Origin of the sequence: Bacteroides sp. CACC 737 (assembly GCF_013874375.1) — a bacterium.
GTDB classification, from domain to species: Bacteria; Bacteroidota; Bacteroidia; order Bacteroidales; family Bacteroidaceae; genus Bacteroides; species Bacteroides uniformis.
Genome location: NZ_CP059408.1, coordinates 2,908,440 through 2,932,935 on the forward strand (window position 1 = coordinate 2,908,440; position 24,496 = coordinate 2,932,935).

Consider the following 24,496-nt stretch of genomic DNA (forward strand, 5'->3'; position numbering starts at 1 on the left):
TAAATAATATGTTAGATACAAAATCACAAAACAGCAACATGTTGTTGGCATTCCTCACACTGACGGGAGTTATTGCCATCGTTGCCCTTGTAGGTTTCTTCATGTTGCGTAAAGGGCCGGAGATTGTGCAAGGACAAGCAGAAGTAACGGAGTATCGAGTATCGAGCAAAGTGCCGGGACGTATTCTGGAATTTCGTGTAAAAGAGGGACAAAGCGTACAAGCCGGAGACACCCTTGCCATTTTGGAGGCTCCGGACGTGCAGGCCAAACTGGAACAAGCACGCGCCGCCGAATCGGCAGCCCAGGCCCAGAACGAAAAAGCTTTGAAAGGCGCCCGTCGGGAACAGATACAAGCTGCCTATGAAATGTGGCAAAAGGCACTGGCCGGACTGGAGATTGCCGAAAAATCCTACACGCGTGTGAAGAACCTGCACGACCAAGGCGTGATGTCTGCACAAAAGCTTGACGAAGTTACCGCCCAACGCAATGCAGCCCAGGCTACAGAGAAAGCCGCCAAAGCCCAGTATGATATGGCCAAGAACGGTGCGGAACGCGAGGACAAAGCCGCTGCCGCTGCCTTGGTGGAACGTGCTAAAGGAGCTGTGGCCGAAGTTGAATCGTACATCAAGGAAACTTACCTGATTGCACAGACTGCCGGTGAGGTATCCGAGATATTCCCCAAAGTAGGCGAGCTTGTGGGCACGGGTGCTCCCATTATGAACATCGCTATTCTGGATGACATGTGGGTAACCTTCAATGTACGCGAGGACTTGCTGCAAGGGTTGGGTATGAATACCGAATTCGAAGCGTTCATCCCTGCCCTCGATAGGAATATCCGCCTGAAAGTGTACTACATGAAAGACCTCGGCACATATGCCGCTTGGAAAGCGACCAAGACTACCGGCCAGTTCGACCTGAAAACATTCGAAGTAAAAGCCGCTCCGCAAGAGAAGGTGGAAGGACTGCGTCCGGGAATGAGTGTGATATTGGAGAAATAAAAGGAGTTATGAGTTATTGGGGAGGATGATGGAAAGAGATAAGAAACATACGGCTTTGTGGAATGTAGCAAGACGCGAATGCCGCCGTCTTGTTTCCCGCCCGCTCTATCTGTTCTGTATGGTGATAGCACCGTTGTTCTGCTACATATTCTTCACCACGTTGATGGACTCCGGGCTTCCTACGGACATGCCCGTAGGTGTGGTAGACCAGGACATGAGTGCCACTTCACGCCAGCTGATACGTAACTTGGACGCTTTTGAGCAGACAGCCGTCGTGGCTCGCTATCCCAATATCAACGAAGCCCGCACCGCCATGCAGCGCGGAGAGATTTACGGCTTCTTCTATATACCCGAAGGCACCTCCGCCAAGGCGCAGGCGCAACGGCAGCCCAAACTCTCGTTCTACACCAACAACACACTACTCATTGCCGGCTCACTGCTCTTCAAAGATATGAAGATGATGAGCGAACTGGCATCGGGAGCCGCCGCCCGCACCGCCCTCTATGCCAAAGGCGCTACCGAGGAGCAAGCGATGGCCTTCCTCCAGCCCATCGTCATAGATACGCATCCACTCAATAACCCGTGGCTGAACTACTCCGTATATCTGTGCAACACCTTTGCACCGGGTGTACTGATGCTGCTTATCTTCATGGTGACCGTCTATTCCATCGGAGTTGAGATAAAAGACCGCACAGCCCGCGAATGGCTGCGCATGGGCAACAACTCCATCTGGATTTCCCTTACCGGCAAACTGCTGCCGCATACCGCCATCTTCTTCCTGATGGGAATATTATATAATGTATACCTCTACGGTTTCCTCCATTTTCCCTGCAACAGCGGCATCCTGCCGATGCTGCTTGCCACCCTTTGCCTGGTGCTGGCATCGCAAGGCATGGGAATATTGATGATAGGAACCCTGCCTACCCTGCGTCTGGGACTCAGTTTCGCTTCCCTATGGGGCGTACTCTCTTTCTCCATGTGCGGATTGTCATTCCCCGCCATGGGCATGCACCCCGTATTGCAGGCATTGGCAAATCTGTTCCCCCTGCGCCACTATTTCCTGATTTATGTGGACCAGGCACTGAATGGATACCCCATGATTTACTCGTGGGTCAACTACGTAGCGCTGCTTATTTTCATGATGCTCCCGTTCCTTATAGCCCATAGGCTGAAAGGAGCGTTGGTTTACTATAAATACATGCCCTAATGAAAGACCTGACGTTCAGACAGAAAATGATACAAGGCATTCATGACTTGTTCTATATATGGAAACGGGAATTCGGTACAACCTTCCGCGACCAGGGCGTGCTCATCTTCTTCGTGCTCGTTCCGTTGGTCTATCCGTTGATATATGCTTTCATCTATACCAACGAAACCATCCACGAAGTGCCCACTGTCGTGGTGGATGACTCACGCTCCTCGTTGAGCCGCGAATACCTGCGGAAAGTGGACTCCAGTCCCGAAGTGAGCCTCGTGAGCTACTGCGCCGATATGGAAGAAGCCAAACTGATGTTGAAAGACCGCAGGGCATACGGCATTATCTACATCCCCTCCAGCTTCAGCGACGACATTGTACGCGGTAAGCAGACGCAGGTCAGTATCTTCTGCGACATGAGCGGACTGCTGTATTACAAAGCCTTGCTGACCGCCAACACCAACGTGTCGCTCGCCATGAACGCAGACATCAAAGTGGAGCGAAGCGCCAATACCACCGACCGCCAGGACAAGATTACCGCCTACCCGATAGAGTATGAGGATGTCGCCCTCTATAATCCGACCAACGGATTTGCCGCTTTCCTGATTCCGGCAGTATTGGTATTGATTATCCAGCAAACGCTGCTACTCGGCATCGGCTTGTCTGCCGGGACGGCACGCGAACAGAACCGCTTCCGCGACCTGGTGCCTATCAACCGCCACTACAACGGCACACTACGCATTGTGATGGGAAAAGGGCTGAGCTACTTCATGGTATATTCACTGGTATCGGTATATATACTGTGTGTGGTTCCATGGCTTTTCAGCCTCAACCAAATAGCGATACCCGGTGTCCTGACTCTGTTCACCCTGCCCTACCTGGCCGCTTGTATTTTCTTTGCCATGACAGCATCCATTGCCATCCGCAACCGCGAAACGTGCATGCTGCTGTTCGTGTTCACCTCAGTGCCGCTGCTGTTCCTCTCCGGCATTTCGTGGCCGGGAGCCGCCATGCCTGCTTTCTGGAAGTACTTCTCGTACATCTTCCCTTCTACCTTCGGCATCAACGGCTACGTACGCATCAACAGTATGGGAGCCACACTCAATGAAGTCTCTTTCGAGTATCAGGCACTATGGATACAAACGGGCTTCTACTTCATCACCACGTGTCTGGTATATCGCTGGCAGATATTGCAGAGCAGGAAACATGTAATTGAAGAGTATAAGAAGCATAAGAGTATAGAAGCGTAACACATCGTTCCAAGCCTACGAAACAAAGTGTTCACATACGTTTGAACACTTTGTTTCAGCGTATCAGAACAATTTGTTCCAATATATAAAAACAGTTTGTTCGCCATATTGAAACAGTCTGTTTCCTATAAGGGAACAGACTGTTTTGTTAAAGGAAACAAATAGTTGCCCTACAGCATCGGCAAGGCAGCAAACAGACAAACGGGGCTGTAATACCTAATTACGGTCGCATGTGTTTCTCTAATATTGGGTAAAGTATCTCAGCATACCTCATAAAGCCCAAATCGGTAAAATGAATGCCGTCTACCGTAGCCTCCCCGTCGTAGCCAATAATGTCACGGGAAGAAAGGAAATAGATGTTTTTCTCTCCACGTTGCTTCAAAGAACGAAAAAAGGCATTCAATGTCTCATTCTTGTCCTTCACCTCCTTGGCAATCCTGGTGTCAAAAGGAGAGTGGGTAAAGAGAGGGTCTTCCACGAAAAGAACAGGCGTATCGGGATGCTTGCTGCGAATAATGGTATAGAATTTATCGGCACGCTCTCTCATTTGCTCCACGGTAGCATTGGGCACAAAGTCGAGGACAAACATAGAAGCGTCCACACCGGCTATGACATCGGCAATCTCCAGGTCGAGCAAGGCATTGCCGCTAAAGCCCAGATTGATACACTCACGATTGAGCCAACGTTCCAGAATATTGGTATGTGCCATGCCGGGACGGGAAGCGCAGCCTCCCTGCAAGATGCTGGTACCATAGAATACTACCGGCTTCTCACGTTTCGGCAAGTCCACTGCCGGTGGAGTGATGGCAGATAGGGAATCCACTCCGATGGAAAGCGAGGTAACCCCGTCATATAAAGAAAGGTACAAAAGGTATTCGCGCTCCTCGGACAACATATTGCTTACGATAGTCGCCTTGCTGACCTTGCCCTGCGGACGACCGCTACCGGCAAATATCCATTTGCCGTCTTGCAGGCAGTAGAGGTCGAGGCCTTTAATACCGGTAGGCGTCATGTGGTTCATACTCATATTGTTCCTTACTTCCCATTTGGCGGAAATGCTTGTAGAGTTGGAACGGAAGCGCACGGCAAGTCCGGCACTGTTGCGGCCCAAGTCCCACAAAGGCTTGCGGGAGCTGTTCTGCAGAGAGTCCGGCAGACGCTCATAGCGGGTAAGGGTAGATTCTGTTGCTTTGCCCAAAAGGGGGAAGGCGGAAGCATCGTGATAGACAGTCTGGGCATTGGCAACAGCAGCCAACAACAAGCCCATCAGAAGAATTCTGGTTTTCATATGACAAGATATTAAGTGTTAAGTATCAGACGGCAAAGATACAAGGTTTCTTTGAAAAACGAAGAAATGGAAGCATTTTACATCAATTAACTCCCACATGCTTGTTTCTTTACGAAACATTCGTATTTTCGCAAAAAACAATTCATATGAAACACATCCATTTCCTCTTAGCAGGCTTCCTACTGTGCATCTGCTGTACCCTGCAAGCCAAAAACCGTGTGATTGACCAACCACCGTTCATCGTAAGAAACACGACTTCCATCGAAGTGAGCAAAGTAGTCATCAGTGACACGGCAACCGTGCTCCACATCTATGCCAAGTATCGTCCCAAGTACTGGATACAGATTGCACCCGACAGCTACCTGACAGACAATAACGGAGAAACCTACCAACTGCGTTCCGGCATAGGCATCACACCAGGCAAGGAATTTTGGATGCCCGAATCGGGCGAAGCGGAATTCCAACTGGTCTTTCCTCCCCTATCCGACAATGCTACCTCCTTCGACTTCACCGAAGGCGAAAAGGTGGAAAACGGATTCAGCATCTGGGGAATACAGCTGAAAAGCAAGAAACTGCCGGAATTGGCACTTCCCCAAAACGCCGTAGTGCACAAAACCGACCCTAATGCCGAACTTCCCGAACCGGTCATCCAATATGGAAAAGCCATGCTGAAAGGGAAACTCCTGGATTCACGCCCCAATATGGCAATGCCAATCAGTATTGCCGTGTGGGAGAATATCAAAGGAGACATCATGGACATACCACTCGACATCCAGCCTGACGGCAGTTTCACCAAAGAAGTAACGTTACCCGGCACTACCCCATGTACCATGTATCTGGGTAGAGAACATATGCTCCAGTTCTTCATGGAACCGGGCAAGACAACAGAAATATACGTCAATCTACGCGAAGCTTCCCGACGCAAGTCTAAATTCCACAGCAAGGGGAAACCCTATGGAGAAATGGTATACATCAACGGGCCTCTAGAAACCGTGGCACAAGAGTTGAACGGAAACCACCCCGACATCAACATGCAAGACAAGCTCTATCAAAACATAGCTGCACTGGCTGGCAAGGATATTGATGCAGCCAAAGCATACGTACTCCAAATATCCGGCGAAACACAAGAAGCAATAGACAAATTGCCTTACAGTGTTTCTACCCGACAACTTTTGACTATCAATAACAAACTGACTACGAATGCCATGCTGTCTTCCGTTGCCAGCATCTTGACATCGGCTGCCCTACAAGCCAATCTCATCAAACGGGAGGAAGCAAACAACTACTATCAGGAACTTTCCCGGAAAGTGCCCTCCAACTACGTGTCCGACGAGGACATGAGCATATTGAATGTGCCGCAGGCAGTCTTGTCCAACCAGTATGTACAAATGGCTCCAAGAAATGTAGAACGGAGCGAGGAACTGGCCAAAGCATGGGGAACAGATAAAGGCATCTTCTTCGATATAGCCCGTAATGTCACCCTCTACCGGGGTATCAAGAACTTCACCCCACTCACCGACGAGCAAAAGGCAACCGTTGCCGCCATGCCCGCCGCATACCGCGAAATGCTGACTGCCGCCAATGACGAGTTGCTTGCACAGCTCGAAGCCAACAAGAAAAAGACGGGTTACACCATCCACCAAGTGGATACCAACGTCAACAACGAAGAGTTGTTTACTTCCATCATCAGCAAATTCAAAGGAAAAGTATTGTTAGTAGATTTCTGGGCCACCTGGTGCGGTCCATGCCGTATGGCAAACAAGATGATGGTCCCCATGAAGGAGGAACTGAAAGGTAAGGACATTGTATATCTGTACATCACCGGTGAAACCTCCCCCTTGAAGACCTGGGAGAATATGATTCCCGACATCCACGGCGAACACTTCCGCCTGACAGATACCCAATGGAAATACCTCTCGGACGCATTCAAGATAGAAGGGGTACCGACTTATCTGATTGTAGACCGAGAAGGAAACACCACGTTCAGGCAAACTGGTTTCCCGGGAGTGGAAAAGATGAAGGAGGAATTATTGAAAGTTACTAAATGACAAACTGATAAAACAAAAAACAGCAGGGATAGGCCTGCTGTTTTTTGTTTTATCAGTATACCGTTATTACTTTTCAGCCCATTCCTTGGCTCCCTGCTCCTTCAGTTTAGCAGTGAATGCCTTTGCCTTCTCCATAGCAGCCGCTTCCTCTTCCGGACTTGCATACGCATGCTTGTAGCCTTTCACCACATTCCATTCACCACGGGTGAAATCGGGGAATGCCACAGCCGCACAACCGTTGTCCATGGAAAGTTCTCCCAGTTCTGCAAGGCAGCACCACTCAGCAAGGTCGTATACATCCATATCCAAAGGAAGACCGTTCTGCAGGCAATATACCAGACGGCTGTCCATCACGAAGTCCATGCCACCATGACCTCCTACTTCCTTCGCCATCTCACCGTACTTCTTCAAAATGGGATGCTGGTATTTCTCCACGAGTGCCTCCATCTCCGTTTCCGGTAGGAAACCGTGTGAATTCAAATCATCCACTTTGGGCTGAACGCCCGATGCACTCAGCTGGTCAGCGTCAAGCGCATACCCTTCTACCGGATATTTGTTGGCGAATCCCTTGGTTCCCGTAAGCTGATACAGACGGTTATAGGGTTGTGGCGTCATTACATTGTGCTGAATCTCAATCACCTTTCCATTGGCTGTACGAATCATGGTCGTGGTATGGTCACCGTTACGGAATTCCTTGCACTCCTCGCCGGTTCTTTTCTCTACCAACTCCTTGCCCACCACAGATTTGGTGTCCATGGCTACCAGCGTTTCCATACGGTCACCACGGTGAATATCCAGTGCTTGCGCCACCGGACCAAGGCCGTGAGTGGCATACACGTCACCGCGATGCTTCATGTTGTAGTCCAAACGCCAGCCCAACTTGTCATTTTCTCCATTCTTCCAGTAATAGTCCCAAAACGGGCTCAAGTTATGTATATAAGCACCTTGTGCACGGATAACTTCACCGAATACGCCATGCTGCGCCATGTTCAGCGTATTCATCTCGAACCAGTCATAGCAACAGTTCTCCAAGATGAAGCAATGCTTGCGGGTAGACTCACTCAAGTTAATCAAATCCCAGCATTCCTGCAGGTTCATGGCCGAAGGCACTTCTATCGCTACATTCTTTCCGTTCTCCAGCGCACATTTGGCAACGGGGAAGTGATGCAGCCAGTCCGCAGCAATATAAACCAAGTCTATATCATCACGCTTGCAAAGTTCCTCGTATCCCTTGTCACCGGAATAGACGGCGGCTTTGGGCATGGATGCCTTCTTCAAGAGCTCCTGACATTTATCTGCACGGGCCTCTTCATAATCACAAAGAGCCACTACCTGCGTACCCGGAATATAAGTGAAACGCTCCACTGCTCCGGGACCACGCATCCCCAAACCAACAAAACCCACACGCACTGCCTCCAGCTTCGGAGTAGTCAGTCCCAATACACTCTTTTGTCCTTCCGGACGCTCGGGAGTCTTGACAACAATGGTACCATTTTGCCATTCCCATTGAGTTCCCTTCTCTGTGGTTTGCACAGTAGAAGTCTGGCTTGTGCATGCACCCAATACGAAGCACATTCCCAGCAACAACGATTTAACTGTTCCCATATTTCTGCTTTATTTAAGGTAAAAGAATTAATTGCAACAAAGATAGACAATCTTAACCAAAAGAAGATTATCAACAGCCATGTTCTTTTCAATCAGACAAAAGAATATACATACAGTAAACGCATTTAGATTAATTAACTCACTGTTTGATGCCAGTTTACGAAATATTCGTAGATTTGTATTGAATTCATTTAAATACTTTATCCATGGAAAAGTTAACGATACAAGAAGAAGAAGCAATGTTGTACATTTGGGAACTGGGCAGTTGCTTCGTAAAAGACATTGTTGCCAAATATCCCAAACCGGCGCCTCCCTACACAACAGTAGCATCTATTGTGAAAAACCTGGAGCGCAAGCAATATATCCGTGCCGCACGTGTAGGCAATACCTACCAGTATACCCCGCTTATACGCGAAAGCGAATACAAACGTACCTTTATGAGCGGTTTTGTGCGCAACTACTTTGAAAATTCTTATAAGGAAATGGTTTCGTTCTTCGCCAAAGACCAGAAGATTTCGGCCAATGACCTGAAAGACATTATAGATATGATAGAGAAAGGAAAGGAGTAAACATGTTAGCCTATTTTCTGAAAGTGAATGTAGCGATAGTACTGTTTTATGCATTCTATCGGCTGTTCTTCTACAAAGACACATTTTTCGGCTGGCGCAGAACCGCACTGCTTTGTTTCTTTGCCGTTTCCGCTGCCGTACCTTTGCTGAACATACAAACGTGGATTACGGAGCAGGAACCGATGGTGGCCATGGCAGATCTCTATGCCAGCGTTGTGCTACCGGAACTCACAGTAGGCACAGAAGTGGCTCCGACCGACTGGAAAAGCATCCTTTCAGAATATGCCAATATCGCCTATTGGGGAATAGTGGCATTGCTGATGATACGCCTCATCATGCAACTGGCAGGCATCATCCGCCTAACATGCCGATGCCGCAAGATACAAATAGGCAACACAAGTATACATCTACTTCCCAAAGCAGACGGGCCTTTCTCTTTTTTCCACTGGATTTTTATCCACCCGTCCTCGCATACGGAAGAGGAGTTCAACGAAATATTGACCCATGAGCAGACACATGCCCGGCAATGGCACTCCATTGATGTCATCATCAGTGAACTGGTGTGCATTTTCTGCTGGTGTAATCCATTTGCCTGGCTCATGAAACGGGAAATCCGTACCAATCTGGAATATATGGCCGACGCCCGCGTATTGGAAAACGGCTATGACTCCAAAACCTATCAATACCATTTGTTAGGATTGTCACATCAAAAGGCTGCAGTAACCATCTATAACAGTTTCAATGTTTTACCTCTAAAAAAACGCATCAAGATGATGAACAAAAAGAGAACCAAAGAAATAGGAAGAACCAAATATTTGATGTTCCTTCCTTTAGCGGCCTTACTTATGATTGTCAGCAATATCGAAACCGTAGCGCGTACCACAAAGAAGATTGCGGTGGAAGTCATAGAAGCTGTAGATCCCCAAACCGAACAACCGGCACCGGAAGTTCAAGACCCTCAAGTAGCTCCCCAACCGGAACAAGACACGAAAACCGTGACTTACAAAGGAAAGGTAGTGGACAAGGATGGAAAGCCAATACAAGGTGTGAAAATACTAAGTGTTCCTAATTCTACTCCTACCGAAGTCACTACCCAAGCCGATGGAAGTTTTGAATTCAAAGCCTCTCCCAAAGCAAAATTATTATTCTTATATCAAGACGGAAACAAAAAGAAAAGCATCTCTTTCACTGATGAAAGATTACCCAAAGAAAACAAAACGAATTGGACAATCGTTTACAATGAGAAATGGAATGAAGTCATGCAAAGCGACCCGGGAACTCCAGACAATCCGATTTTCGAGGTAGTAGAGCATATGCCCGAATTCACTGGTGGAGGTATGCCTGCACTGATGGAATACTTGAGCAAGAACATCAAATATCCGGAAGCAGCTATGAAGAAAGGTATACAAGGACGGGGTATCGTGCAATTTGTTGTGGAGAAGGATGGAAGTATTACCAATGTAAAAATACTGCGTGGCGTTGACCCTGAATTGGACAAAGAAGCCGTGCGCGTAGTCAGTGCCATGCCTAAATGGAAACCCGGTACACAACGCGGAGAAGCAGTACGCGTAAGATTTACGGTACCAGTAATGTTCCGATTGACAGAAGACAAGATCCCGGTGAAGTATGCTCCCATTGAAAACAAAATAAATGAACTGGTGGTAGTGGGTTATGCTCCGGAAGGTACAACGGTACCGGAGGAGGGAACCATTTTTGAAGTTGTAGAACAAATGCCCGAATATCCCGGCGGTATGCCCGCAATGATGGAATTCATCAGCAAAAACATCAAATATCCGGCAGCTGCACAGCAAGCTAAGATTCAGGGAAGAGTTACCATACAGTTTATCGTAAATACAGAGGGCAACATCATCAATCCCAGAGTTCTCCGCAGTGCCGACCCTCTGCTGGATGCCGAAGCAATCCGCCTGACTACCATTATGCCTAAGTGGAAGCCCGGCATGCAAAGAGGACAAGCTGTAAATGTAAAATATACAGTTCCCATCATGTTCCGTCTGCAAGAACCGGAAAAGAGTCCTGCTGTTCAGAACGCCACTGTTACTCCAACTAAATAAACTAATTCTCTCTCCAAACAAGTTTAAATGAAAAAGAAGCAGTTACCCGGCGACGGGCAATTGCTCCTTTTTCATAAAGGAAATATCCATGTTTATTTATGCACTTCCACAATCCGTGTCGGTGCCATTTCCATATTTCTGCGGTCTACCTGGCGGACTACGGCGGCAGCCAGTTGCAGGAACGCACGCCCGGTCACCGTATTCTCATCCAAAGCAACCGGAGTGCCCTTATCACCACTCTCACAGATGCTCTGTACAATAGGTATCTGCCCCAGCAACGGTACATTCATCTCTTCCGCCAACCTCTTGGCTCCTTCTTTACCGAAAATATAGTATTTATTCTCCGGCAGTTCGGCAGGTGTAAACCAAGCCATATTCTCTACCAAACCGAGAATAGGCACATTCACTTTGTCATTGGTGAACATATTGATGCCTTTGCGTGCATCTGCCAGCGCCACAGCCTGCGGCGTGCTGACAACGATAGCCCCCGTCAGCGCCAATGTCTGCACCACAGTCAAGTGAATGTCACTCGTTCCGGGAGGAAGGTCAATAAGGAAATAATCCAGTTCTCCCCAGTCGGCATCACCAATCAATTGCTTTAAAGCATTGCTTGCCATACCTCCGCGCCACAAGGTGGCCTGATCGGGATCGACAAAGAAACCGATGGAAAGCAGCTTGATACCATACTTCTCTATCGGAACAATTAAATCACGTCCACCAATGTTCTCCGCCACCGGACGGGCATCTTCCACTTGGAACATCTTAGGAACGGAAGGTCCGAAGATATCAGCATCCAGCAGACCCACCTTATAACCCAACTTTGCCAAAGACACGGCAAGGTTGGCAGCAACCGTGGACTTGCCTACCCCACCTTTTCCGGAAGACACTCCGATAACATTCTTCACCTGAGGTAATAGCTTACCCACTTCCGGACGTGCCGCCTGACGGCTTTCAGTCGTAATCACAACCTCCACCTCGGGAGAAACATACGTATGTACAGCCGTCTCGGCAGCTTTCACCATCGACTTCATGAAAGGATCGGTCGGTTTCTCAAATGTCAGCGAGAAGCTGACCTTCATCCCTTCAATCCGCATGTTATCGGCCACCATCTCAGCCTCAACAAGATTCTTTCCAGTGCCGGGATAACGCACTGTTGCCAATGCATCAAGGATTAATTTTGGATATAATGTCATTGTATTTACTATTTGACGATTTACTATTTACTATTTTTATGCGAATCAGCAGTAGTTTTAACCACTGATTCACATCATTTACTGGTTTGCAGTCCACTACGCTTGCTACGGTTATAACTGCGATACTCATCCAGCTCTATCTCCACATCCGGCTCCTGCAACTCACCCTCTTGCGGAAGATGGAACTTGATGTACTTGATATTCAAACCACGATCCAGCCATTGTTGTTCATAATAGGTCTTGATGCTGAGTATCTCATCAGCCATGCCGGAGTGATATAAGTCTTCCGTCATCACATCCACCGGCAACCGGTTTCTTTCAATCATGTACCGGGTATAGGTAAACATGAAGTTGCTGTCCGTCTTCAGATGAACGATACCGTCATTCTTCAGGAACTTGCGGTAGCGCTCCATGAAATAAGTGGAAGTAAGCCTTTTGGTAGCCTTCTTCATCTGCGGGTCCGAGAAAGTAAGCCAGATCTCACTCACTTCATCCGAAGCAAAAAAACGGTCGATGATTTCGATATTCGTACGCAGAAAGGCCACATTCTTCATGCCCGATTGCAGCGACTCGGTAGCTCCCGTCCACATACGGGCTCCCTTTATATCCACTCCGATGAAGTTCTTGTCGGGAAACATGCGTCCCAATCCGACAGTATATTCTCCCCTACCACAGCCCAGTTCCAGGACAATAGGATGGTCATTTTTGAAAAACTGCCCGTGCCAATTTCCTTTCATGTCAAACGGCACATTATCTACCGCGGAATACGGATACTCGAAAACATGCGGATAACTCGCCATATCGGCAAACTTCTCTAACTTGTTTTTTCCCATTTAAGAAGTATTGAAACATAAAACATATTATTTTAAGCACGGATTGCACGGATTTTCACGGTTTCTCTTAAATCTATCCGTGTTTTCCGCGCAATCCGTGCCTAAAAGTATAAAAACAAAGTCCCGGCAAGTCTTATACGATAGACATTACCGTATTATTCAACGATCGTTACCCAACCATGAGTATCTGGCTCGTCACCATACTGGATGGCACGCAGCTTGTTGTAAAGCTTCGTACATACCGGTCCCGGTTTTCCATCTTTGGAAATAACGTATGACTTGCCGTTCTCTACGTCGTCAATACGTTCGATGGGGCTGATAACGGCAGCTGTACCGCAGGCACCCGCTTCCTCGAAAGTCAGCAATTCTTCTTCAGGAACCGGACGACGCTCTACCTTCATACCCATATCCTCTGCCAGCTGCATCAGGCTCTTGTTGGTGATGGAGGGCAAGATGGAAGTAGATTTCGGAGTGATATACGTATTGTCCTTGATACCAAAGAAGTTGGCAGCACCACATTCGTCCATGTATTTCTTTTCCTTGGCATCCAGATAGAACTCGCAGGCATAACCCAAATCGTGCGCTTTCTTGTTGGCACGCAAACTGGCTGCATAGTTACCACCTACTTTATAAGTACCGGTACCCAATGGAGCAGCACGGTCGAATTCGCGGATAATGACATACGGATTGGTTGAGAATCCACCCTTAAAGTAAGGACCTACCGGGGTCACGAACACCACAAACAGATATTCGCTGGCAGGATGTACGCCTACTTGTGCACCGGTACCCACCAGCAACGGACGGATATACAGAGAAGCACCCGATTCATAAGGCGGAATGAAACGCTCGTTCAGCTTCACCACCTTCAGAATAGCTTCTTTGAAACGCTCTGTAGAAAGTTCCGGCATCAAGATGCCACGGCAAGTGGATTGCAGGCGGGCTGCATTCTCTTCCAAACGGAAGATACGCACTTTACCGTCTTTGCCACGGAAAGCCTTCAAACCCTCAAACGCTTCCTGACCGTAGTGCAAACAAGTGGCAGCCATATGCATAGGAATGGTTTCCTCACTGCAAACTTCCAGTTCGCCCCATTGTTCGTTACGATAGTAAATTCTCACATTGTAATCTGTCTTCATGTATCCGAACGGCAGATTAGCCCAATCAAGTTCTTTCATATCTCAAAGTATTAGTTACTTCTATTACGTACATTTTGCAACAAAAATAGCTTTTATTCTTCAGATTCCCGCTTCTCCGACAGTAATTTTTCAATTTCCTTATCAGCTTTGGTCAATTTATCGCTGCAAAATGCTATAATTCCATTTGCTTCCTTTATTTTTTCAGCAAGCACATCTATCTCCAGTTCATTGTTGTCTATCTGGCTGACAATTTTCTCCAAACGTGCCATGGCTTCGGAGTAGGTTTCTTTTTTCTTGGACACCATATTATTTACGATTTGACGGTTTACGATTTACGATTGAGGTTACTTCTCCTTTTTGGAGCAGGGTGGTGATTTCATCTCCTTCATTCAGCAAGCCGACATTTTTCACAACCTTCCCGTCTTTCAACGTGATGCTGTAACCGCGGGCAAGCAGCTTTTCCGGTGAAACATCCACCAAGCGCTGCTGCAACAATTCCAGACGGTGGCGATGGCGGGACAAATAGGAAGTGACAGCTTGCACTACATCTTTCCGCGCAGTCAGTAAAGCTATTTTTGCATCGGATATGCAACGGTATGAAGCAGAAGGAATCCGGTTCTTGCAGACAGACAACTTGCGCTGTTCCTGCTGCAACAGATTCCTGACCCCCTCATGCAAGCGGGAAACAAGCATTTCCAGTTCATCGGCGGCATTGTTCATGAGGTCTATCAAGAACTCGGCGGCGGCCGTAGGGGTCTTTACACGGGTATGTGCCACAGAATCCAGCACCGTGTCGTCCCGCTCGTGACCGATACCCGTTATGATAGGTAACGGAAACTGTGCACAAGCAGCAGCAAGCAGATAGGTATCGAAACCGGACAAGTCGGACGTGGCGCCTCCACCGCGAATAATGGCAACCACATCAAACTCGGACAAGCGTGCATTCACCCGGTCGAGAGCAGAAAGGACAGACTCCTCTACACGGTCACCCTGCATCAAGGCAGGAAACAGCTCCGTATAAAAGTAGAACCCCCGGGAATTGTTTTCCAGCTGATGACAGAAGTCACCATAGCCCGCCGCCGTCGGTGAAGATATGACGGCAATACGTTGCGGCAGGCGGGGTATATCCAGTTCTTTATTAAGAGTGAGGACTCCCTCCTCCTCAAGCTGCCTCAATATTTCCCTGCGGCGACGCGCCATATCGCCCAACGTATAGGTGGGATCTATGTCCTGCACTGTCAAACTATATCCATAAAGTTCGTGGAAACTGACAGTGACCTGAACCAGCACTTTGATGCCCGAAACAAATGCCTGCCCCGTAGCCTCCTCAAAATAGGGCTTCAGCAACCGAAACACATTTGCCCAGATGGTGCCTCTCGCCTTAGCTACCAGACTATTGCTACGGGGATCTTTCTGCACAAATTCCAGATAGCAATGCCCTGTACTGTTGGTACGCACATCGCTCAACTCTGCCTGCACCCAAAACTCATCGGGGAGACACTGCTCCAGACTACGGCGCACAAGGGCATTCAACTCTTGTAAAGACAAGGCTTCCATACAGCTATCATTCAACCAGTTATAACTTTATAAAATTTTATCCGTAATAAAGCGGTACTTTATTCGTGATAAAGTGACAATACACTATTGGCAAGCCAACAGAAATTCTCGTTATTTGTTTCTTTCGGACTGATAATCCTGATACGCCTTCCACATATCGGGCACGCCATAGCCATAGATATTATCAGGATAATCCGTACGGTCACCGGAACGGCGCACCAATTCTATCACTTCTTTTGCCGTAAATTCGGGACAAGCCTGCCACAAGCAAGCCACCATGCCGCACATAATGGGTGAGGCAAAAGAGGTACCGTTCGCCCTTCCCTGGTTGCCGTCCGTACGTATAACGTCGGCCCCCAGCCCGACGGCTACAACATCCGGCTTTATCCGATGGTCTGCCGTATTCCCTACAGACGAGAAAGGAGCCAGAACAGCTTCCTTGTCGACAGCACCCACCGTCAGCACATTTTCGGCATCGCCCGGAGGCGTAATCTTCTTCCAAGAACCGGTGCCCGAATTTCCGGCACTGCATACCAATACCATGCCCTTATCGGCTATGCGCGATGCCTGACGTGACATCAGCGCATAGTGCCCATCCAGATTGCGGAGCTTATAATTCTTGGATTTATCATCGAAAGCGTAATATCCCAATGAAGTATTAAGCACATCCACTCCCACGCTATCGGCATATTCCACAGCAGCAGCCCAGTAGTCCTGCTCTACCAGATGCTCGGAGTATTCGTCTTCGCTACGCAGCAACCAGAAAGAAGCTTCGGGAGCTGTACCGGTCATGACACCGGGGCGATTCATGGCGATGCACGAGAGCACCGCCATGCCGTGGCTGCTTTCGGCAAATATATCCGATTGGGGATTCACAAAATCCTTCGTACCCAGGATGCGGATATTCTGCATGGCGGTTATCTTGTCGGCATTGTGGAAACCCGCGTCGATAACGGCAATCGTCATTCCTTGTCCCTTGAAGCCTTCTTCGTGCAGCTTATCGCCATTGCTCAGCCGTATCTGGTCGACAGCCAATCCATAAATGCTGTCGGGATGCACGCTCGGGCGGTTTATCAGAGAGTCGCGCTCTGTCGCCATGAACGGCCCGTCACCTCCGGGAGCTATCCAGACCTTTTCCGTCTTCCGAACAAAAGGCAGGGCGGCAATACGCTCTATCAATGCAGAGTCGTTGCAGGACACTGTAACAAAATTCTCCCATTTGCCGGTAACGACAATCTTCGCGCCTTGCCTGCGAATCTCATCCACATACTTACGGCATACCGGAAGGTCTGTCGAGTCTATCGGAAGATTCTGCTTCCGGCGACGCTCAATCGCCTTTTCAGAAAGGAACGCTTCCGGATGTTCCAGCGAATACGTGGTGGCAGCCTTATCCTTCAGGCTGATACGATACTTCAAAGTATCTTGTTGTGCCGATGCTCCCGCCGCAAACAGGACAAAGGCTGAAAGAAGTACAAGTCTTTTCACAATTAGAAATTATAAATTAAAAATTAAAGAAACATCCCGATGCCCCGTTGGGAAGCGATGAATGAGCCTCCAACCACACGCCGGCCGACATAGAACACGGCAGACTGTCCTGGAGCAATGGCAGAAGCCTCCGACAAGAAGTGCACCAGCAGACGCCCGTCCTCCAGGCGCTTCACGGTGCAAGGAATAGGTTTGCTGCGATAACGGATGCGCACGGTGAGTTCTTCCGATCCAAAGAATTCGTCTTCATCCGTCAGATTCTCCTCTTCGGCCAGCATATATCCGGCCTTCAATTGTTCCGCATCGCCCAGCATCACGGTATTCTTCTGCGGATTAATTTTCAGCACATAGGCAGGTTTGCCCAAAGCTATCTCCAGGCCTTTCCTCTGTCCGATAGTGTAGTAAGGAAATCCTTTGTGCTCCCCCAGTTTGACGCCTTCCGAATTGACAAACCATCCCGGCCCCACTTCACTGTCTATCTCCGAGGAATGCTCGCGCAAGAAGTCGCGGTAGTCTCCCTTGATGAAACAGACTTCCATGCTTTCCCCTTCTTCCGCCTTGAGCGTATATCCTTTATCACGAAGATACTCGCGAACCTGCATCTTGGTGAATGCTCCCAACGGGAAGATGCATCGCTTCAACACCTCCTGCCCCAGTCGCCAGAGGAAATAGGACTGGTCTTTCTTATCATCATCCCCGGCAACAATGTAAACCTTCCCGTTCCGTTCCTCCAGACGGGTGTAGTGCCCGGTAGCAATGAACGCACACCCCAACCTGTCCGCCCACTCCGTCAGGATACGGAACTTGAATAACGGATTACACATCACACAAGGATTGGGAGTACGCCCCCGACGATATTCATCGATAAAGTTCTGAACAATAATCTGCCGGAAAGCCTCACGCTCATCTGCCACATGGTGTTCAATTCCCATACTGTCGGCAAGGTTGCGGGCTTCCACCGGTTCGTCTCCCCACACCCACATGGTGAGGCCGACTATCTCATAGCCCTGTTCCCTCAACATCAGGCAAGTGGCGGTACTGTCTATACCTCCGCTCATTCCCACTAATACTCGCTTTTCGGATTTGTTCATATTCTGCCATTCATTCATATAATCTGCAAAAGTACACGTTTTCAAGCAGAATACACAGCTTTTCAGCTAAAGAGAGAGTATTTTCATCCTCCACAGCCTTCACCTTCTTCCTCAACCTTCCTATTCATCGGCTTTTCCGGTAAGACCTCTTTCCTTCGCACTACCGCACCTCATAGGTGTTCCGGCGTTTTCTTATCAATTACGCATCTGTCTTTGATTACACCTCCTTTCCTCTTAGCATAACCATTTATGAATCAGCAGATAATCAGTGCAAAAAGAATGCAACCATTTTGCAGTGACGCTACGCCCCTACTACAGTGAGGTTAGCAGCAGGCAATTGACAGCTCCCGAGCCTTCAACGGGAAAGCGAATACAAGGTTTTTACCCGATAATCCATTTACTGCCCGGTATCAACGAGATGAGCTTGGTTGCCACGAAACAACTGATAAACGTACATACCGCTATAACCGGAATGGCAGCCACAGTGGGCAATCCCAATGTAGACTTAAACACCGACACCCACAAGCCAAGCCAGAAAATGTGCATAAGAAACATGCCGTAGCTGAGTTTAGACATTTCGGCAATGATGCGCGGAGGCTGCGGAATGCTGATACAGCCGAACAACAAAAATGTGCCTGCCGTCAACGCCACGCAATTAAGGGTACAGAAAGCCCATCCCACCTCAATGACCGGTGTAGAATGAACCACTCCTGGAACAGCCTGGACATAGAACGACCATATGGTAGCCGCCGCGCCGACCAGCATAAGCAAGAAACCGACCCGCAGACGCAAGGAGCGCCCCCAAGTAAGATGCACGCGGATATAATGTGCCAGCACAAGATAGCCTAAATAACCCGAAAAATACCATAACATGTGATATTCGTTCCAGAAACACTGTCCCCATACTTCACCAAACCAACGGTTGAGGAAAGGTATACAAGTAGAAATCAGAAACAGTCCGATGAAGAAACGTTCTTCTTTAGCCGAAACCTTCTCCAGCCACGGTGAAATGACCGGAATGAACAGATAAAGACTTATCAACGGATACATAAACCAGAAGTGCCCGGCAAGCGCAGGAAAGTTCAGCCAGATACGTGAAAGGTCGTTCAGAGATTGTTCGCCATCTATCTGTCCCCACAACATGGGCAACGTGCTATATAGTACCATGAAAAAGACGAACGGTGGCATGATGCGCAGGAAACGTTTGCGGTAAAACTGCCAACAGCTCTGTCCTTTCTTCATCGGTGCAAGCAGGTAAGCCGAAACAATCATGAACAGAGGCACAGACATACGAGAGAAACCATCATAAACTGATACCCACAACCTATCGGCCTCATTCTGAAGGAAAGACTGCGGTCCTACCATATCTGTAGAGCCGGCAGCTCCATAAAAATTCTCACTGGCATGAACCAACATGACCAAGAAGCACGCAAACACGCGCACGTAATCCAAAAAAGCAATACGTTTCATTTTATTTTAAGTTTTCTATTTATGCAAGTCAGGAGTTAAAGATGTCAGCACTTCACTACTGTCCGCATCATTCATCAATTTATTCTCTTGTATTCGGGAACGCAGATATCCTTAACCGCGCAGCTCCCATAGGGATGAGTGTAATTTCTTCTTTGTCGCCTCTCGCTGCATCCTCTTCGGGCAACACGCCACACAACCCGGTTTCATCTATTTCCCATTCGGGAACCAATCGGCCGACAGCCTTCACCTCCAAAGGTACATTGGCCACCGTAAAAGGGTAGTCGTCGGCCGGCCATGATTTACGGATTACCTCGAAGTGTTTCAAGGGTTCTGTCTTGTCCAACACCAGCGAATAATTCCACGCGCTGCCGGGATATATCTCAGTAGTGGGCCATTTTTGAGGGTCAGCATCTTTTTGCCATTTAGAATCACCGATGGCCGTTTCGCGGCTGTCTTTCTCTACATATTTCTCTGCAATCTTAAGAGAGAGCGTGAGAGGACCGTAATCCACACTTACGCTGTTTTTATTGACCTGCCAGGTGCGCATGGACAAAGACATCGGAAATGTCAATTCCACACAGTCTCCATCCGACCACTCGCGATGGATGCAGAGATACTTCCCTGCCACGGGAACCGCATCCACTTCCTCACCATTCACGCACACTTTCGCCTTTTGAGTCCATGAAGGAATTCGGAAATAGAACGGAAAGACGACTTTTCCCTCGGTAGAGACAGAAAAACGGATGTCTTCCTCAAAAGGATAATTCGTCTCTTCGTGCAAAGTGATTTCCTTTCCATCAGCTACTTTCACCACAGCTTTGCAAGCTGCATAAAGAGCCGTTGCCACTCCATTGTCGGGAGTTTCCAAAACCAGATGCTCGGCAAAGTAGGGCCAGCCTTGTGCATGATTGTGCTGACAGCAACGACTGCTGAAAGGATTCATCGAAAGAAACGGTCCGCGGTTGTCGATGCCCGGATGATGATTTTTGGAATCACTGACGACATGGTTCGGACAAGTGATGTAGCGTAACGCTTTAAAATCCGGCATCACGGCAACCGGATAAGAGTTAAATGCCACTTCTTCGCAATGCTCGGCCCATAAGGGGTCGCCCGTTATGCGAAGCATAATTTCATCGGAAGCCATCTGCTCAACCAGCCCGCAGGTTTCCACCCCTTGGCGAGGGTCGATATATCCCAAACGGGCATTCTCATCCGCCCCGAACATGCCACCGGGCACCTGCCCGAAAGTACGACGGATCAGCCGATGGACATTATAAGAGGCTTTCAGCATGGCAGAATCACCGGTCTGCATATAATAAATGGCAGGCTCACGGAAACATTGGGCAATGTTTACGTTGTGCCAGTTGGGCAAAGAGGTCGACTGAGTCCAGTCCGCAGTGTTGCGATGAATCTTTTCGGCCAATTCGAGCAAAAAAGCATCTCCCGTATGGCTGTAAAGCCAGTAAATGCTGATGATATTATCGCCTCCACGACTATTCTCCCAAAAGTCTTCCAGAAGTTGGTCGTCGGGAACCGTCATCTGCCATTTAAAGTAGTTTGTCATCAGGGCTATGACACGCTGGTCTTGAGAATACTCGTAATAAGATTGCAGGCACCAGAGCATAATCATCTGTGCCCAAAGTTCGCGTTTTCCATTGCGTTCGTTGACCGGGCCGAAATAACCGTCCGGCTGGCGACTGGCAAATACGCCTTCGATCCAGTATTTGGTTTCTTCTATCATCTTCGGATCATTCAGAATATATGCCAAACTGCTATACCCTTTGAGCCAATAGGGAACTTCCTCCCAACCATGGTCTCCACCGGTCGTAAGCCAAGCATTGTCATCCTTTTCCAACCAAGCACTGATTTCCCCTAAATGTCCGGTCAGGCCGTCGCGCTGCAACTCCAGAAATTTCCTTACCCACCCCTCGGGACGGATGCTGCCTACTGGCAATTTTATAAAGTTCAATGGACGAAGCGGGGCACGGTAACCCATATAATTAGTATTGACAGCATGTATATCCGGCCGGTCAACCACCGTCACCGTACCAGCAGAAGAGGCAGAAGTACAAGCCATAACCGAAATTGCCAATGCCACGAAAAGGAAGGCAGCCACCCATGTATATAAGTTCTTCATGTTATATCTTAATCAATGCTATTCAATAAATCCACCTTCCCTTCATTAACCAACTTCAATATCAACTCACCGAAAAGGGTGTTCTGCCAGGCAAACCAAGGGCGGGTGAAGTTGGCAGCATCATCCCTATGGAACGACTCGTGCATGAAGCCCGTACCGGCATCCGTATCCATCAGCATCTTGATGCAAGTTTTGATTTCGGCATCATCCCGGCTTGTGAAAGCTTTCATCATAATGCTCATAGGCCACACCATGTCATAGCCGATATGCGGTCCGCCGATACCCTCACCGGCTTTGCCGCTGAAGAAATAAGGATTGCTGTCGCTCCACACAAAACGGCGGGTATTCTGATAAATAGGGTCATTGACGTCTACATCTCCCAGATAGGGCATGGCAAGCAAGCTAGGCACATTGGCATCGTCCATCAGCAAATGATTACCGAAACCATCAACCTCGAAAGCATAAATGGTACCAAATTCAGGATGATTGTAGGTTGCATAGCGTTTCAAAGCCATTTCCACCTCATCGGCCAAGGCACGGCAGTCGGCAGCCAAAGCAGTCTCCTTGTTCACTGTTTCCAGAATCTCGGCAGCCTTACGCAAGGAAGTGACAGCAAAGAAGTTGGAAGGCACAAGGAACTGAAACGTTGTGGCATCGTCCGACGGGCGGAAGCAGGACACGATAAGTCCCACCGGACGGACAGGAGCACCCAGACCATCATTGTTCAGCGTATCGAGCGCACGCTCCGTCTTGCGTTGAAATTTGTAGGGACCGGCACCCTCTTTGCGCTGCTGCTGACAAAAAGTAGTATAAATATTGCGGATGGCTTCCAGCCATTCAGCACCGAAAACCGAAGTGTCACCCGTCACCTGCCAGTAGTGATAAGCCAACCGTAAAGGATAACAAAGCGAGTCGATTTCCCATTTACGTTCATGCAGTTCGGGCTTCATGTCAGTAAGGTCACTCATCCAATGCCCATCGGGTAGCGCACCATCGTTGTAAGCATTCGCATATGGGTCGATATTGATACATTTGAACTGGCGTAGAATAACACCGGCCAGCATCTCTTTCAGTTTCGGGTCGTTATTGGCAAGCTGCACATATGGCCATACTTGCGCCCCTGAGTCACGCAACCACATAGCATGGATGTCACCCGTATATACAAAAGTATCAGGCTTTCCATCGCTGCCCTTGCGGAAGTGCACAGTAGTATCCAGCGTATTTGGAAAACAGTTGGCAAACATCCAGGAAAGCTTGCGGTTCTTCAAAAGTTTCTGTACACGGACAATCTCTTTCTCCACGGCAGTGGAACGGAAAAGTCGTTGTTTCTCTTTAGGACGGTTAGAGGTATAGTTACCGGCAGATGCCGTATTATCCTGCACGGCTACAAAGCCCGCATCGGCAAGAAGGCAGCTACTATTGACAGCCTGAACCATCCCGGCAGCCGCAGCCAGAACAAGACTGAAACAAATCTTTTTGGAATTAAGACTCATATTTCTTCTATATAAATTCGAATTGAAAATTGCTATTAGTCAAGTGGAGGGGTGGTAGCTTTCACTCCCTCGAAAGTCATGCGCACCGGCTTTATCTTTCCTTTTTTGTCAAAGTACATCCGGTCAATGCAGGTGGCACGGCTGTTTGCTGCCGTTTCTCCCAACGGGCGACGGTGGTAAATGATGTACCATTCGTCCTTACCTTTTCCACGCACCACTGAATGATGTCCGGCACCGGTAGCCACATCGGCATCCTGCTGAAGAATGATTCCCTCGCGATGGAACGGCCCGAAAGGAGAGTCGGCAATGGCATAGGCCACACGGTAGTCGGGACTTCCCCAACCGCCTTCCGACCACATGAAGTAATACTTTCCGTTACGTTTCAACATGAAAGGACCTTCCACATAGTCCTGAGGAGTCACTTCTTTATAGACTGTGCCATCATCAAAAGGAACGACACTAAGTAAATCGGAAGACAGTTTCACGATGTTGCAATGCCCCCATCCGCCATAGTACATATAGTAAGTGCCATCGTCATCACGGAACACAAACTGGTCGATGGGCTGTGCGCCATTCACAATTTTATCAATCAGGGGCTTGCCCAACACATCTTTGAAAGGACCTGCCGGATTGTCTGCCACAGCCACACCGATGCCGCCAATCTCAGAGTTGTTCTGTATATCGTTCCCTCCGAAGAAAAGATAATAGCGGTCATTGGCCTCGATAACAGCCGGCGCCCACAAAGCACGGCGCAACCATGGGATATTTTCCTTTGAAAGCACGCGTGGATGTTTGGTCCAATGCACCAAGTCGGGCGAAGAATAGGCATCCATAAAAGTCTGTTCATCATAAGGAGCGGAATATGTAGGATAAATCCAGAACTTCCCGTCCAGCACTACTCCCTCAGGGTCGGCATACCAACCGGGAAAAATCGGATTGCCGCTACGTTTCTTTTGAACTTCTTCACCAGATTGCGCATAAACGGAAGAAGAGGAGCAAAACAATGCCAAGCAGTAAATAGTAAGTTTCTTAAGTTTCATGGTAAATAGGGTTTTCAAACAGTGATTTATCGTAAA

Annotated in this window: 19 protein-coding genes; 6 read left to right on the plus strand and 13 right to left on the minus strand. The window is 48.5% G+C overall.

The genetic code is table 11. The features are described 5' to 3' along the window. Positions 1–8 precede the first annotated feature (8 nt). Genes H1A11_RS12545 through H1A11_RS12555 form a run of 3 tightly spaced genes read left to right on the plus strand, consistent with a single transcriptional unit; the run spans position 9 to position 3,443 of the window. Positions 9–998: an HlyD family secretion protein gene (locus H1A11_RS12545; RefSeq protein WP_131225440.1), complete on the plus strand. Its 990-nt coding sequence runs from the start codon at positions 9–11 to the stop codon at positions 996–998. A 28-nt stretch (positions 999–1,026) separates the two neighbouring features. Continuing rightward, on the plus strand, positions 1,027–2,205 hold the full coding sequence (locus H1A11_RS12550; RefSeq protein ID WP_119961270.1) for an ABC transporter permease: 1,179 nt from the start codon (positions 1,027–1,029) through the stop codon (positions 2,203–2,205). Continuing rightward, on the plus strand, positions 2,205–3,443 hold the full coding sequence (locus tag H1A11_RS12555) for an ABC transporter permease (protein ID WP_117965187.1): 1,239 nt from the start codon (positions 2,205–2,207) through the stop codon (positions 3,441–3,443). Before H1A11_RS12550 ends, H1A11_RS12555 begins: the two co-directional genes overlap by 1 nt. 220 nt (positions 3,444–3,663) lie before the next feature. On the opposite strand, the gene H1A11_RS12560 is transcribed toward H1A11_RS12555, so the two are convergent. Further along, complete coding sequence (locus H1A11_RS12560; RefSeq protein ID WP_174647247.1) at positions 3,664–4,731, minus strand: SGNH/GDSL hydrolase family protein; 1,068 nt, start codon at positions 4,729–4,731, stop codon at positions 3,664–3,666. Positions 4,732–4,877: 146 nt separating this feature from the next. Here H1A11_RS12560 and H1A11_RS12565 point away from each other — a divergent pair, with 146 nt between their 5' ends. After that, entirely contained in the window at positions 4,878–6,779 is a 1,902-nt protein-coding gene (locus tag H1A11_RS12565) for a TlpA disulfide reductase family protein (protein ID WP_174647248.1), read from the plus strand. Between the two features lie 66 nt (positions 6,780–6,845). On the opposite strand, the gene H1A11_RS12570 is transcribed toward H1A11_RS12565, so the two are convergent. Then, positions 6,846–8,384, minus strand: coding sequence for a Gfo/Idh/MocA family protein (locus H1A11_RS12570; protein ID WP_119961226.1), 1,539 nt, complete (start codon positions 8,382–8,384; stop codon positions 6,846–6,848). Positions 8,385–8,590: 206 nt separating this feature from the next. On the opposite strand from H1A11_RS12570, the gene H1A11_RS12575 reads away from it, so the two are divergent. Next, a complete protein-coding gene (locus H1A11_RS12575; protein WP_005829755.1) occupies positions 8,591–8,953 on the plus strand; it encodes a BlaI/MecI/CopY family transcriptional regulator in 363 nt (120 codons plus the stop codon). Positions 8,954–8,955: 2 nt separating this feature from the next. Further along, a complete protein-coding gene (locus H1A11_RS12580; RefSeq protein ID WP_181757290.1) occupies positions 8,956–11,025 on the plus strand; it encodes a M56 family metallopeptidase in 2,070 nt (689 codons plus the stop codon). A gap of 92 nt (positions 11,026–11,117) precedes the next feature. On the opposite strand, the gene H1A11_RS12585 is transcribed toward H1A11_RS12580, so the two are convergent. The 11 genes from H1A11_RS12585 to H1A11_RS12635 form a co-directional block, all read right to left on the minus strand. After that, positions 11,118–12,218: an Mrp/NBP35 family ATP-binding protein gene (locus H1A11_RS12585; protein WP_117600807.1), complete on the minus strand. Its 1,101-nt coding sequence runs from the start codon at positions 12,216–12,218 to the stop codon at positions 11,118–11,120. A gap of 74 nt (positions 12,219–12,292) precedes the next feature. Then, positions 12,293–13,051 carry a tRNA (guanosine(46)-N7)-methyltransferase TrmB gene (trmB, locus tag H1A11_RS12590; protein ID WP_117600806.1) on the minus strand — a complete coding sequence of 253 codons (759 nt, stop codon included), beginning with the start codon at positions 13,049–13,051 and terminating at the stop codon, positions 12,293–12,295. A gap of 155 nt (positions 13,052–13,206) precedes the next feature. Further along, positions 13,207–14,226, minus strand: a complete 1,020-nt coding sequence (locus tag H1A11_RS12595; protein WP_016273137.1) for a branched-chain amino acid aminotransferase — start codon at positions 14,224–14,226, stop codon at positions 13,207–13,209. Positions 14,227–14,279: 53 nt separating this feature from the next. Continuing rightward, positions 14,280–14,492: an exodeoxyribonuclease VII small subunit gene (gene xseB / locus H1A11_RS12600; protein ID WP_117600805.1), complete on the minus strand. Its 213-nt coding sequence runs from the start codon at positions 14,490–14,492 to the stop codon at positions 14,280–14,282. Between the two features lies 1 nt (position 14,493). Continuing rightward, positions 14,494–15,744: an exodeoxyribonuclease VII large subunit gene (gene xseA, locus H1A11_RS12605; protein WP_117600804.1), complete on the minus strand. Its 1,251-nt coding sequence runs from the start codon at positions 15,742–15,744 to the stop codon at positions 14,494–14,496. A gap of 111 nt (positions 15,745–15,855) precedes the next feature. Further along, positions 15,856–17,229, minus strand: coding sequence for a S8 family serine peptidase (locus tag H1A11_RS12610; protein WP_181757291.1), 1,374 nt, complete (start codon positions 17,227–17,229; stop codon positions 15,856–15,858). Between the two features lie 23 nt (positions 17,230–17,252). After that, a complete protein-coding gene (mnmA, locus tag H1A11_RS12615; protein WP_098032197.1) occupies positions 17,253–18,320 on the minus strand; it encodes a tRNA 2-thiouridine(34) synthase MnmA in 1,068 nt (355 codons plus the stop codon). Between the two features lie 381 nt (positions 18,321–18,701). Then, complete coding sequence (locus H1A11_RS12620) at positions 18,702–19,790, minus strand: acyltransferase (RefSeq protein WP_117600803.1); 1,089 nt, start codon at positions 19,788–19,790, stop codon at positions 18,702–18,704. Between the two features lie 79 nt (positions 19,791–19,869). After that, a complete protein-coding gene (locus H1A11_RS12625; protein ID WP_181757292.1) occupies positions 19,870–21,927 on the minus strand; it encodes a beta-L-arabinofuranosidase domain-containing protein in 2,058 nt (685 codons plus the stop codon). An 8-nt stretch (positions 21,928–21,935) separates the two neighbouring features. Beyond that, complete coding sequence (locus tag H1A11_RS12630) at positions 21,936–23,420, minus strand: glycoside hydrolase family 125 protein (protein ID WP_181757293.1); 1,485 nt, start codon at positions 23,418–23,420, stop codon at positions 21,936–21,938. A gap of 35 nt (positions 23,421–23,455) precedes the next feature. Continuing rightward, positions 23,456–24,460 carry a glycoside hydrolase family 43 protein gene (locus H1A11_RS12635; RefSeq protein ID WP_098032184.1) on the minus strand — a complete coding sequence of 335 codons (1,005 nt, stop codon included), beginning with the start codon at positions 24,458–24,460 and terminating at the stop codon, positions 23,456–23,458. Positions 24,461–24,496: the final 36 nt, after the last annotated feature.